11 protein-coding genes are annotated in these 12,340 nt (G+C 70.3%); 10 read left to right on the plus strand and 1 reads right to left on the minus strand.

Going from position 1 to position 12,340, the window contains the following annotated elements; all coding sequences use genetic code 11:
* Positions 1-196: 196 nt before the first annotated feature.
* The 7 genes from A4A78_RS11445 to A4A78_RS11475 all read left to right on the plus strand — a co-directional run bounded on the left by A4A78_RS11445 (position 197) and on the right by A4A78_RS11475 (position 8,985).
* Complete coding sequence (locus tag A4A78_RS11445) at positions 197-1,852, plus strand: ABC transporter substrate-binding protein (RefSeq protein WP_082835301.1); 1,656 nt, start codon at positions 197-199, stop codon at positions 1,850-1,852.
* A 122-nt stretch (positions 1,853-1,974) separates the two neighbouring features.
* Positions 1,975-2,904, plus strand: coding sequence for an ABC transporter permease (locus A4A78_RS11450; RefSeq protein WP_062949312.1), 930 nt, complete (start codon positions 1,975-1,977; stop codon positions 2,902-2,904).
* On the plus strand, positions 2,894-3,850 hold the full coding sequence (locus tag A4A78_RS11455) for an ABC transporter permease (RefSeq protein WP_062949314.1): 957 nt from the start codon (positions 2,894-2,896) through the stop codon (positions 3,848-3,850). Before A4A78_RS11450 ends, A4A78_RS11455 begins: the two co-directional genes overlap by 11 nt.
* Complete coding sequence (locus A4A78_RS11460) at positions 3,847-5,742, plus strand: ABC transporter ATP-binding protein (RefSeq protein WP_062949316.1); 1,896 nt, start codon at positions 3,847-3,849, stop codon at positions 5,740-5,742. The genes A4A78_RS11455 and A4A78_RS11460 overlap by 4 nt, the downstream gene beginning before the upstream one ends.
* Before the next feature lie 289 nt (positions 5,743-6,031).
* Positions 6,032-7,954 carry a translational GTPase TypA gene (gene typA / locus A4A78_RS11465; RefSeq protein ID WP_062949318.1) on the plus strand — a complete coding sequence of 641 codons (1,923 nt, stop codon included), beginning with the start codon at positions 6,032-6,034 and terminating at the stop codon, positions 7,952-7,954.
* Positions 7,955-7,958: 4 nt separating this feature from the next.
* Positions 7,959-8,399 carry a hypothetical protein gene (locus A4A78_RS11470; RefSeq protein ID WP_062949322.1) on the plus strand — a complete coding sequence of 147 codons (441 nt, stop codon included), beginning with the start codon at positions 7,959-7,961 and terminating at the stop codon, positions 8,397-8,399.
* Between the two features lie 4 nt (positions 8,400-8,403).
* Positions 8,404-8,985, plus strand: a complete 582-nt coding sequence (locus A4A78_RS11475) for a CDP-alcohol phosphatidyltransferase family protein (RefSeq protein WP_062949324.1) — start codon at positions 8,404-8,406, stop codon at positions 8,983-8,985.
* Here the strand turns inward: A4A78_RS11475 and A4A78_RS11480 are convergent.
* The gene (locus A4A78_RS11480) at positions 8,924-9,196 is read right to left on the minus strand and encodes a hypothetical protein (protein WP_062949326.1); all 273 of its coding nucleotides are present in this window, start codon (positions 9,194-9,196) and stop codon (positions 8,924-8,926) included. The two genes, A4A78_RS11475 and A4A78_RS11480, sit on opposite strands and share 62 nt — an antisense overlap.
* A 157-nt stretch (positions 9,197-9,353) precedes the next feature.
* Here A4A78_RS11480 and fdxA point away from each other — a divergent pair, with 157 nt between their 5' ends.
* The 3 genes from fdxA to A4A78_RS11495 are packed head-to-tail and all read left to right on the plus strand — an operon-like array spanning position 9,354 to position 12,269.
* Positions 9,354-9,683, plus strand: a complete 330-nt coding sequence (gene fdxA, locus A4A78_RS11485; RefSeq protein WP_010551454.1) for a ferredoxin — start codon at positions 9,354-9,356, stop codon at positions 9,681-9,683.
* 3 nt (positions 9,684-9,686) lie between these two features.
* On the plus strand, positions 9,687-10,862 hold the full coding sequence (gene dapC, locus A4A78_RS11490; RefSeq protein WP_062949328.1) for a succinyldiaminopimelate transaminase: 1,176 nt from the start codon (positions 9,687-9,689) through the stop codon (positions 10,860-10,862).
* Between the two features lie 51 nt (positions 10,863-10,913).
* Positions 10,914-12,269 carry a citrate synthase gene (locus A4A78_RS11495; protein WP_082835302.1) on the plus strand — a complete coding sequence of 452 codons (1,356 nt, stop codon included), beginning with the start codon at positions 10,914-10,916 and terminating at the stop codon, positions 12,267-12,269.
* Positions 12,270-12,340: the final 71 nt, after the last annotated feature.

Here is a 12,340-nt window from a genome sequence, read left to right on the forward strand (position 1 = left end):
CCCAGGCACGCTCTGAGGAGACTTCCTGCCACGGGTTCCGCCCCTGGTCCGTCCCGGTTCCGCTCGTGGTTGAAAAATCGCCGAGACCGAAGCGTTACCGACAGATGGAATGCAGTTGACATCGGAGGGTGCACACTAGGTGCCGTACCGCACAACGATGGTGCGGTGCACGACCACGAGCCATCCAGGAGAACCCATGGCCATCTCGCGCCGATCCATGATGCTGGGCACCGCCGCCGGAGGCGCGGCCGCCCTCACCCTCGCCGCCTGCGGCGGAGACGAAGGCGGCGCCGGAGCCGGCGGCAGCGATGCCGGCGGCGGCACCGGAGAGCCGATCTACGCGAACACCACCGAGCCCGAGAACCCCCTGCTGCCCGCCAACACCGGCGAGGTCGGCGGCGGCCGCATCATCACGATGATCTTCGCGGGCCTGGTCTACTACAAGGCCGACGGCAGCATCGAGAACGACATCGCCGAGTCGATCGAGTCCGACGACAACCAGAACTGGACCATCAAGATCCGTTCGGGCCTCACCTACTCCGATGGCTCCACCCCGATCACCGCGCAGGACTTCGTCGACTCCTGGAACTACGGCGCGAACGCCGCCAACGCCCAGATCGGCCAGTACTTCTTCGAGCCCTTCGAGGGCTACGAGGAGCTCTCCGCTGAGGGCGTCGCCGCCGATGCGACCCTCTCCGGCCTCGAGGTCGTCGACGAGACCACCTTCACCGCGCGCCTGGTCACCCCGCAGTCGGACTTCCCGACCCGCCTGGGCTACTCGGCGTACATGCCGATGCCGCCCTCGGCCTTCGACGACATGGAGGCCTACGGCGAGGCGCCGCTGGCGAACGGCCCCTACAAGCTCGAGACCTGGACCCACGACCAGGAGCTGGTGCTGGTCCCCAACGAGTCCTACGACGGTCCCCGCACCCCGAAGAACTCCGGCATCAACTTCACGGTCTACCAGGACCCGGAGACGATGTACCTCGACCTGCAGTCGGACAACGTCGACGTCGTCGACCAGCTGCCCGGCTCGGCGCTCGCGACCTTCGAGAGCGACCTCGGCGAGCGGGCCGTCAACGCCCCCGGCGCCGTGTTCCAGTCGATCACCCTGCCCGGCTACGACCCGAACTTCGAGGGCGAGGCCGGAGCGATCCGTCGCAAGGCGCTCTCGCGCGCGATCGACCGCAAGTCGATCTGCGACAACCTCTTCTTCGGCACCCGCACCCCGGCCACGGACTTCGTCTCCCCGGTGATCCCCGGCGGCGGCGCGACCGACATCCCCGGCGCCGAGGTGCTCGAGTTCGACGAGGCCGAGGCGAAGAAGCTGTGGGAGGAGGCCGAGGCGATCACCCCGTTCAAGGGCCCGCTCACCCTCGCCTACAACGCCGACGGTCCGCACGCGGACTGGGTCGAGGCGGTCTGCAACTCGCTCGCGAACGTGCTCGGCATCGAGGCGAAGCCCACGCCGTTCCCGGCCTTCGGCGAGATGCGCGAGCAGATCCGCGCTCGTGACCTCATGGGCACCTGGCGCTCCGGCTGGCAGGCGGACTACCCGTCGGCCTACAACTTCCTCGGCCCGCTCTACGGCTCCTCCGCGGCCGACGGCAACGGCTCCAACGACGGCGACTACAAGAACCCCGAGTTCGACCAGCTCCTGGCCGACGGCCTCGCCGCCGAGACCGAGGAGGACGCCATCAAGATCTGGAAGGAGGCGGAGGCCCTGATCATGCGCGACCTCCCCGTCCTCCCGCTCTGGTACCAGAACACCATCGGCGGCTACTCGACGCTCGTCTCCGACGTCGAGTACGGCTGGGACACCGTGCCGCTGTACCACAACATCACCAAGTGATCTGCTGATCTCCCCGTGACAGCGGGAACCGGCTGCGTCCGGTTCCCGCTGTTCCACGCCCGGCCCCCGGCCGGGCCGTTCCACCGGGCCGCGAGGCCCCTCCTCCATCGAAAGGGAACGACGTGCTCTGGTACATCGGGCGGCGACTGCTGCAGATGATCCCCGTCTTCCTCGGCGCCACCCTGATCGTCTACCTGCTGGCGTTCTACACCTCGGGCGACCCGATCCTCACTCTGGCCGGTGACAAGCCGATCTCCCCGGCGGTCGAGCAGCGGCTGCGCGAGCAGTACAACCTCGACCAGCCTGTCCTCGTGCAGTGGCTGCTCTACCTCAAGAGCGTGCTGACCTTCGACCTGGGCGTCGGCTTCAACGGCCGCCCCCTGTGGGACCAGATCGCCGCGGCCTTCCCGACCACGTTCCGCCTCGCGATCATCGCCGTGGTCGTCGAGACGATCTTCGGCGTCGCCGCCGGCGTGATCTCGGGCCTGCGCAAGGGCAAGCTGATCGACACCACGCTGCTGATGCTCTCGCTGCTGCTGATCGCCACGCCCACCTTCGTGCTGGGCTTCCTGGCGCAGTTCGTCTTCGGCCTGCAGCTGGGGATCGCCCCGATCAACGTGGGCCGCGACCCGTCCTGGCAGAACCTGCTGCTGCCCGGCATCGTGCTCGGCGGCGTCTCCTTCGCCTACGTGCTGCGCCTGACCCGCACCTCGATCGCGGAGACGGCGGGCGCCGACCACGTGCGCACCGCGACCGCGAAGGGCCTCTCCCGCGGCGGCGTGGTCTCCAAGCACGTCCTGCGCAACTCCCTGATCCCCGTGGTCACCTTCATCGGCGCGGACCTGGGCGCCCTGATGGGCGGCGCGATCGTCACCGAGCGCGTCTTCAACGTCCCGGGCATCGGCACGCTGCTGTTCAGCTCGATCAACGCGGGCGAGGCCCCGATGATCGTGTCGCTGGTGACGCTGCTGGTGATCATCTTCCTGCTCTCCAACCTCGTCGTGGACCTGCTCTACGGCGTGCTCGATCCGAGGATCCGCTATGCGAAGTGATGCTCAGAACTCCCGCCGCCCCCGCACGGAGCACTGGGTCGCGCCGCTCGCCGAGACCCCGCTGCAGGAGGTCGACGCGGTCGACACCTCCGGCACCCCGCGCTCGCTGTGGGCCGAGGCCGGGCGCAGCCTGGTCCGCAACCCCGTGTTCGTGATCTCCGCGCTGCTGATCCTGTTCGTGCTCTTCGTCGCCGCCTTCCCGCAGGTGTTCACCTCGCAGGACCCGGGCTTCGGCGATCTCGGCCGCGCGAACCAGCCGCCCGGTCCCGAGCACCCCTTCGGCACCTCCCGCCAGGGCTACGACATCATGGCCCGCACCTTCTGGGGCGCCCGCACCTCGGTGATCATCGGCTTCTTCGCCATGATCGGCTCGACCCTCATCGGCGGCACGATCGGCGCGCTCGCCGGCTACATCGGCGGCTGGTTCGACGAGGTCATCTCCCGCGTCACCGACATCTTCTTCGCCGTGCCGATGATCCTCGGCGCGATCGTGGTCGCGACCCGCGTGGGCGAGATGAGCATGTGGACCGTGATCGTGGTGCTGAGCATCTTCGGCTGGACCAACGTCGCCCGCATCATGCGCGGTGCCGTGATCTCCACGAAGAGCCAGGACTACGTCACCTCCTCGGTCGCGCTCGGTGCCGGGAGCGGGACGGTGCTGCTGAAGCACGTGATCCCCAATGCGATCGCCCCGGTGATCGTCACCGCGACCGTCAACCTCGGCGTGTTCATCGTCGCCGAGGCGACGCTGTCCTTCCTCGGCGTGGGCCTGCCCACCTCCGCCGTCTCCTGGGGCGGGGACATCTCCGACGCCCGTGACGCGCTGCGCACGCAGCCGTCCATGCTGTTCTACCCGTCCCTGGCGCTGGCGATCACCGTGCTGAGCTTCATCATGCTCGGCGACGCGGTGCGCGACGCACTGGACCCGAAGGCGAGGAAGCGATGACCACGACCTCCGTGAACCCCACCCCGTCCGCCTCCCCGGCCGGCTCCGCGCAGCCGCTGCTGGAGATCAAGGACCTCGAGATCACGTTCACCACCTCGAGCGGACCGGTCAAGGGCGTGCGCAATGCGAACCTCGAGGTGTACCCCGGGGAGACCGTCGCGATCGTGGGCGAGTCCGGCTCGGGCAAGTCCACAACCGCCATGGCGATCGCGCACCTTCTGGCCAAGAACGGCTCGATCACCGGCGGGCAGATCCTCTTCGAGGGCCGCGACATCACCCACGTCTCCGAGAAGGAGATCCGGGTGCTGCGCGGAGACCAGGTGGGTCTGGTCCCGCAGGACCCGATGAGCAACCTCAACCCCATGTGGAAGGTCGGCGCCCAGATCCGCGAGACCCTCGCGGCCAACGGCATCGCCAAGGGCGCCGAGGCGAGGAAGCGCACCGTCCAGCTGCTCGAGGAGGCGGGTCTCTCCGACGCGGAGCGCCGCGCCGAGCAGTTCCCGCACGAGTTCTCCGGCGGCATGAAGCAGCGCGCCCTGATCGCGATGGGCCTGGCCGCCCGGCCGAAGCTGCTGGTCGCGGACGAGCCCACCAGCGCCCTGGACGTCACCGTCCAGCAGCAGATCCTCGACCACCTCGACCACCTCACCGGTGAGCTCGGCGTGGCGGTGCTGCTGATCACCCACGACCTGGGTCTGGCCGCCGAGCACGCCCAGCACCTGGTGGTGATGTACAAGGGCCAGGTCGTCGAGTCCGGTCCTGCGCTGCAGCTGCTGCAGGACCCGCAGCACCCGTACACCAAGCGGCTCATCAGCGCCGCGCCGTCGCTCGCCTCGCGGCGCCTGGTCTCCTCCTCCCAGCGGGCGGAGATCCGGGAGCAGGCGCAGGAGAACGCGCCGGTGCACGCCGAGGACCGCCTCACCTCCCCGGCGCCGGTGTCCGACACGATGGCGCCCGAGTTCGGCTACGCCGAGCCGGACGCCGACGCGGTGATCGAGGTGCAGAGCCTGACGAAGTCCTTCCCGATCCGCGGGAAGGTGCCGTGGAGGTCGACCCCCTTCCTCGCGGTCGACGACGTCTCCTTCGCGCTGCGCCGCGGCACCACCACGGCGATCGTGGGGGAGTCCGGCTCGGGCAAGTCCACCGTCGCCCAGATGGTGCTGAAGCTGCTCGAGCCCACCTCGGGCCGGGTGCTCTTCGAGGGGGAGGACGCGGCGGACCTGCGGGGCGGCCGGCTCAAGGCGCTGCGCCGTCGCGTGCAGCCGATCTTCCAGAACCCCTACGGCACCCTCGACCCGATGTACTCGATCTTCCGCACGATCGAGGAGCCGATGCGTCTGCACGGCATCGGGGATCCGAAGAGCCGCGAGGCGAAGGTCCGCGACCTGCTGGACAAGGTCGCGCTCCCCGCGGCGATGATGCGTCGCTATCCCAACGAGCTCTCGGGCGGCCAGCGCCAGCGCGTCGCGATCGCCCGCGCGCTCGCGCTGGACCCCGAGGTCGTGATCTGCGACGAGGCCGTCTCGGCGCTGGACGTGCTGGTCCAGGCCCAGGTGCTCGAGCTGCTCAACGACCTGCAGGCCGAGCTGGGGCTGAGCTACCTGTTCATCACCCACGACCTCGCCGTGGTGCGGCAGATCGCGGATCACACCCTCGTGATGGAGAAGGGGAAGGTCGTCGAGCAGGGCACCACCGACGACGTCTTCCACGCCCCGCAGCAGGACTACACCAAGCGCCTGCTCGCCGCGATCCCCGGCCGCTCCATCCCGCTGGCAGGCTCGGAGACGATCGACGTCGAGGCCCCGGAGGGTTCTGCCGACGAGACCGGCGGAGAGGGCGACGGCGGCCCGGACGACATCATCGATCCCTTCGCCCAGGCCGGGCACGTGTGAGCCGGTGACCGGGGGCCGATGACGTCGGACCGATGACAGGGGCGAGGCCCGCGCGGAGAGGATCCGTGCGGGCCTCGCCCTCGTCGATCCGAGAGGTGACGCCTCGCCTCGGCCCTCCCCGCCGCGCTCCTCGCCGGGAACAGCGCGTCGAAGCTCTCATCCCCGCACCCGTCGCGGAGCGCCCCGGCCCGATAGACTCGGCGCGGCCCTGGAGCGGGTCGCACCCGCCGTGCGACCGGGCGCTGCTCGGTCCACGCCCCGCCGCGCTATCTGAATCGAGCACCTGCGTATGACCATCCAGCACCGCACCGACCTGCGAAACGTCGCCATCGTCGCCCACGTGGACCACGGCAAGACCACCCTGGTCGACGCCATGCTCACCCAGGGCGGAGCCTTCGGCGAACGGGACAAGCACGACGAGCGGGCGATGGACTCCGGCGAGCTCGAGCGCGAGAAGGGCATCACGATCCTCGCCAAGAACACGGCGATCCGCTACGTCGGCCCCTCGGCCGCGGCGATCGGCGAGCCCGACGGCATCACCATCAACGTCATCGACACCCCCGGCCACGCCGACTTCGGCGGCGAGGTCGAGCGCGGCCTGTCGATGGTCGACGGCGTCGTGCTGCTGGTGGACTCCTCCGAGGGCCCGCTGCCGCAGACCCGCTTCGTGCTGCGCAAGGCGCTGGCCGCGAAGCTGCCCGTCATCCTCGTGGTCAACAAGGTCGACCGCCCCGACGCCCGCATCGAGGAGGTCGTCGGCGAGGCCACCGACCTGCTGCTGGGCCTGGCCTCCGACCTTGCCGAGGAGATCGACGACATCGACCTCGACGCGGTGCTGGACGTGCCGGTCGTCTACGCCTCCGGCAAGGCGGGCCGCGCCTCCACCACCCAGCCCGCCGACGGCACCCTCCCCGAGGAGGAGACCGTCGAGCCGCTGTTCAGGACCATCCTCGAGTCGATCCCGGCCCCGAGCTACGACGACGAGGTGCCGCTGCAGGCCCACGTCACCAACCTCGACGCCTCCCCGTTCCTGGGCCGTCTCGCGCTGCTGCGAATCAAGAACGGCGAGCTCACCAAGGGCCAGCAGGTCGCCTGGTGCACCCAGGACGGCACCACGAAGACGGTGAAGATCACCGAGCTGCTGGAGACCAAGGGCCTCTCCCGCGAGCCGATGACCCGCGCCGCCCGCCCGGGCGACATCGTCGCCGTCGCCGGCATTCCGGAGATCATGATCGGCGAGACCCTCGCCGACGTGAACGATCCGCGACCGCTGCCGCTGATCACCATCGACGACCCCGCGATCTCGATGACCATCGGCATCAACACCTCGCCGCTCGCGGGCAAGAACGGCAAGGGCCACAAGCTCACCGCCCGCCAGGTGAAGGACCGTCTGGACTCCGAGCTGGTCGGCAACGTGTCCCTGAAGGTGCTGCCCACCGAGCGCCCCGACGCCTGGGAGGTGCAGGGCCGCGGGGAGCTGGCCCTGTCGATCCTGGTCGAGCAGATGCGCCGCGAGGGCTTCGAGCTCACCGTCGGCAAGCCGAAGGTCCTCACCCGCGAGATCGACGGCAAGGTCCACGAGCCCGTCGAGCGGATGACCATCGACGTGCCCGACGAGTACCTCGGCACCGTCACCCAGCTGATGGCCTCGCGCAAGGGCCGCATGGAGACCATGAGCAACCACGGCTCCGGCTGGGTGCGCATGGAGTTCATCGTCCCCGCCCGCGGCCTGATCGGCTTCCGCACCCGGTTCATGACCGAGACCCGCGGCAACGGCATCGCCTCCTCCTACGCCGACGGCTTCGAGCCGTGGATGGGCGAGATCGAGTTCCGCGCCACCGGCTCGCTGGTCGCCGACCGCGCCGGGAACGTGACCCCCTTCGCGATGATCAACCTCCAGGAGCGCGGCTCCTTCTTCGTCGAGCCGACCTCGGAGGTCTACGCCGGTCAGGTCGTGGGGGAGAACTCCCGCAACGAGGACATGGACGTGAACATCACCAAGGAGAAGAAGCTGACGAACATGCGCGCCGCGTCGTCGGACTCCTTCGAGAACCTGGTGCCGCCGCGGAAGCTGACCCTCGAGGAGTCCCTCGAGTTCACCGGCGAGGACGAGTGCGTGGAGGTGACCCCGGAGATCGTGCGCATCCGCAAGGTGATCCTGGATGCGAACGAGCGCCGTCGCGCCCAGTCCAAGGCGAAGTCCGGGAAGTGACGCGGTGACCAGCACGCAGCAGAGGCCGACGGCGGTCGACACGACCTCCCTCGCCGCCCGGCTCGGCCAGGCCGCGATGGCGATCGTGCTCGCGATCGTCTCGGTGCTGCTGCTGGTCACCACCCACCGGTTCGAGCTGACCGTGCTCGGCGCCGACCTCCCGGCCGGGCTCCTGTTCGGCGCGGTCTTCCAGGCCGTGGTGTGCCTGTTCCTGTGGTCCGCGACGGGGACCCGCTTCCCGCTCCTGGTGGTCGGCTCGCTGTGGGGCCTGCTGGCCGGGCCCTTCCTCGGCGAGGGGGCGGGAGGCGGGGTGCTCCTGCCCGCCGAGATCGCCGGGCAGGCGCAGTTCTCCGGCTGGATCGTCCAGGGGATCGGGATCCTGATCCCCTTCGCCCTCGCCCTGATGATCACGGTGGCGGGACGCGGCCGGTCCCGGGCACGCTGAGGCCGTGAGCGCCGCCGACCGCCCCGACTGGGCGACGATCCCGAACCTCGTCACCCTCGTCCGCCTCGCGCTGCTGCTGCCGGTGTGCCTGCGCCTGGCGGACGGGCCGGACACCCTCGGCGTGGTGCTGCTGCTCGTCTGGGCCTCGACCGACTGGATCGACGGGCTGCTCGCCCGCGCCCTGGACCAGACCAGCCGCACCGGCCAGATCATGGACCCGATCGCGGACCGGCTGGGCCTCGTCGCGATCGTGCTGACCCTGGCTCTCGCCGACCTGCTGCCCTGGGCGGCGCTCGCCGTGATCGTCGTCGTCGACGCGGCGATGGCCGTCCTCGCCACGCGCGCCGCGCTCGGCGGGCGGATCTCCGTCTCCTGGCTCGGCAAGATCCGCACCTTCGTGCTGATGGCCTCGGTGTTCCTGCTGGTCGCCGTCGCCGCGTGGGCGCCCTCGCTGGTGCCGGCCGCGCAGGCGCTGGTGTGGGTCGGGGCTGTGCTGCACGTCGGCTCCGGCGTGGACTACATCGTCAGGGCGCGGCAGGCCCCTGCCGCCGCACCGGCGGAGGCGGGACCTCCTTCGCGGCGATGACCAGGGCTCGCGGCACGCGCACCTCGCCGCGCCGCGTCATCACCTGCACCACCGCGTCGTCGACCAGCGTGATCGTGCCCAGCGCATCGCTCATCGACTCGCCGTGCGGGGAGCGCTCGCGGTCGATCGCATAGCGCAGCACCACCCGTCGCCCCTCCGCGAGGAAGGGCGCCCAGCCGGCGCGGACCCGGTGACCCTCGTGCATCGTCATCCGGGCAGGCTATCCCCGTGCCCGTCGGCCCGGCGCGGGGGCCGGCGCAGGCAGGCTGTGCATCCTGTCACCTCTCGCTCCGGCACGTCCCGGCGGCGCTCCCGGGCGGGGCCGGGATGAGATGATGGAGGGCGCCCCGGACGGAAGGAAGCCGCACATGACGTACGTCATCGCCCTGCCCTGCGTCGACGTGAAGGATCGTGCCTGCGTCGACGAGTGCCCCGTGGACTGCATCTACGAGGGCAACCGGATGCTGTACATCCAGCCCGACGAGTGCGTGGACTGCGGCGCGTGCGAGCCCGTCTGCCCCGTCGAGGCGATCTTCTACGAGGACGACACCCCCGACGAGTGGGCCGACTACTACAAGGCCAACGTCGAGTTCTTCGACGAGCTCGGCGCACCGGGCGGCGCCGCGAAGATGGGCGTGATCGACAAGGACCACCCCCTCGTCGAGGCCCTGCCCCCGCAAGAGAACCCCCTGGCCTGAGCCGTGGCGCCGACGCACTCCGCCGCCCGCCCCGTCGCGCGCGAGGGCCTCGCCGCGCGCCTGCCCGCCTTCCCCTGGGACGCGATCGTGCCCGCCCGCGAGCGGGCGGCGCAGCATCCGGATGGGCTCGTCGACCTCTCCGTCGGCACCCCCGTGGACCCGACGCCCGCTTCCGTGCAGCAGGGGCTGGCCGACGCGGCCGACAGCCCCGGCTACCCGACCACGGTCGGCACCCCCGCGCTGCGCGAGGCGCTGGTGGACTTCGTCCGCCGCCACCGCGCGGCCCCCGCCGCGCTGGGGGTCGACGCGGTGCTGCCCACCGTCGGCTCGAAGGAGCTCGTCGCGCACCTGCCCTTCCAGCTGGGCCTCGGCGCGGGCGACGTGATCGCGTTCCCGCACATCGCCTATCCGACCTACGACATGGGCGCCCGCTTCGTCGGCGCGAGGCCGCTGCCGGTGGACATGGCGCGCCTGGCCGCCGAGGGCGACGCCGCGCTGCCGGACCCGTCCGCCGCGGACAGGATCCGGCTGCTGTGGCTGAACTCCCCCTCGAACCCGACCGGCGAGGTGCTGACGGCCTCCCAGCTCGGCGCGCTGCTGGCCTGGGCGCGCGAGCGCGGGATCGTCGTCGCCTCCGACGAGTGCTACGCGCTGCTGCCCTGGACCGTGGAGGAGGTCCCCTCGATCCTGGACCCGCGGGTGAACGGCGGCTCCCTCGAGGGTCTGCTGTGCGTGTACTCCCTGTCCAAGCAGTCCAACCTCGCCGGCTACCGCGCCGCCTTCGTCGCCGGGGACCCGTCGCTCGTGGCCGAGCTCGTCGCGGTGCGCAAGCAGGCCGGGATGATGCTGCCCGGCCCCGTCCAGGCCGCCTTCGCCGCAGCGCTCGCCGATGACGCCGCCCCCGCCGCGCAGCGGGAGGTCTACCGGGCCCGCAGGGCTCAGCTCGCCCCGGCGCTCGAGTCCGCGGGCGGGACGATCCACGGCTCGCAGGCGGGCCTGTACCTGTGGACGACCTTCGACGAGGACTCGATGGCCACCGTCGACCGCCTCGCAGACCTCGGTGTGCTGGTCGCACCAGGGATGTTCTATGGTGAGGGGGGAGCGCGGTTCGTGCGCGTCGCCCTCACCGCGACCGACGAGCGGATCGCCGCCGCCGCCCAGCGCCTCGAGCGCTCCTGACACCTCCGGCCCCGCGCCGGGACCGATCCGACCACGCACAACGGAGAGCCCATGGATCACGCCACGACGTCTGCCCACCTCACCCTCGGGGAGAAGTCCCTCGACCTTCCGGTCGTCCCTGCCGTGGAGGGCAACTCCGGCATCACGATCGGTCCGCTCCGCAAGGAGACCGGCCAGGTCACCTACGACCCCGGCTTCATGAACACCGCGAACGCGAAGTCCTCGATCACCTACATCGACGGCGACGAGGGCATTCTGCGCTACCGCGGATACCCCATCGAGCAGCTCGCGGAGAAGTCCAGCTACCTCGAGGTGGCCTACCTCCTGATCAACGGCGAGCTGCCCACCAAGGGCCAGCTCGACAACTTCGAGGCCCAGGTCGAGCGCCGCACCCTGCTCGACGAGCGCTTCAAGCACCTCTTCGACGGCTACCCGCGCGACGCCCACCCGATGGCGGTGCTGCAGGCCGGGGTGTCGGGCCTGTCGACCTTCTACCAGGACTCCCTGGACCCCTTCGACGAGGAGCAGGTGCGGATCTCCTCCGTGCGCCTGCTGGCGAAGATGCCGACGATGGCCGCCTACGCGCACCGCATCGCGCAGGGCCATGCGCTGCTCTACCCCGACAACCGGCTCTCCCTCATCGAGAACTTCCTGCGCCTGACCTTCGGCTTCCCGGTCGAGGAGTTCATCGCGGACCCGGTGATCGTGCGCGCGATGGAGCAGCTGCTGATCCTCCACGCCGACCACGAGCAGAACTGCTCCACCTCCGCGGTGCGCCTGGTCGGCTCCGCGCAGGCGAACCTGTTCACCTCGATCTCCGCCGGCATCGGCGCCCTCTCCGGCCCCGCCCACGGCGGCGCGAACGCCGCCGTGATGGAGATGCTCGACGAGATCCAGGCCCGCGACATGGATCCCCGCGACTTCATGGAGAAGGTGAAGAACAAGGAGGACGGGATCCGCCTGATGGGCTTCGGCCACCGGGTGTACAAGAACTATGATCCGCGCGCCCGCATCGTCAAGAAGATCGCCGACGACGTCCTCGAGCGCCTCGGCGTGCAGGACGAGCGGCTCGAGCTCGCGATGAAGCTCGAGGAGATCGCGCTGAAGGACGACTACTTCGTCGAGCGCAAGCTCTACCCGAACGTCGACTTCTACACCGGCATCATCTACAAGGCCATCGGCTTCCCCACCGAGATGTTCACGGTGCTCTTCGCCATCGGCCGCCTGCCGGGCTGGATCGCCCAGTGGCAGGAGATGATCCACGACCCGGAGACGAAGATCGGCCGCCCGCGCCAGATCTACACCGGCGAGGCCGAGCGCCCATACACCGCGATGCAGGAACGCACCGGCACCAGCGAGCTGCGCCTCGCAGATCTGAAGGCGGAGATGGACAAGCAGCGCAGCTGAGCGCTCCGGCGGGCCGTCGGCACCGTCCTGAGGACCCGCTAGGGCCCGTGCGATCATCGATCGTGCGGGCC

This window comes from Brachybacterium sp. sponge (assembly GCF_001613775.1).
Lineage (GTDB): Bacteria > Actinomycetota > Actinomycetes > Actinomycetales > Dermabacteraceae > Brachybacterium > Brachybacterium conglomeratum.

Coding starts and splice junctions, on each gene's coding strand:
- A4A78_RS11460 (WP_062949316.1), top strand. CDS start 3,847: ATGACCACGACCTCCGTGAACCCCACCCCGTCCGCCTCCCCGGCCGGC.
- A4A78_RS11495 (WP_082835302.1), top strand. CDS start 10,914: ATGGATCACGCCACGACGTCTGCCCACCTCACCCTCGGGGAGAAGTCC.
- fdxA (WP_010551454.1), top strand. CDS start 9,354: ATGACGTACGTCATCGCCCTGCCCTGCGTCGACGTGAAGGATCGTGCC.
- A4A78_RS11455 (WP_062949314.1), top strand. CDS start 2,894: ATGCGAAGTGATGCTCAGAACTCCCGCCGCCCCCGCACGGAGCACTGG.
- A4A78_RS11445 (WP_082835301.1), top strand. CDS start 197: ATGGCCATCTCGCGCCGATCCATGATGCTGGGCACCGCCGCCGGAGGC.
- A4A78_RS11480 (WP_062949326.1), bottom strand. CDS start 9,196: ATGACGATGCACGAGGGTCACCGGGTCCGCGCCGGCTGGGCGCCCTTC.
- typA (WP_062949318.1), top strand. CDS start 6,032: ATGACCATCCAGCACCGCACCGACCTGCGAAACGTCGCCATCGTCGCC.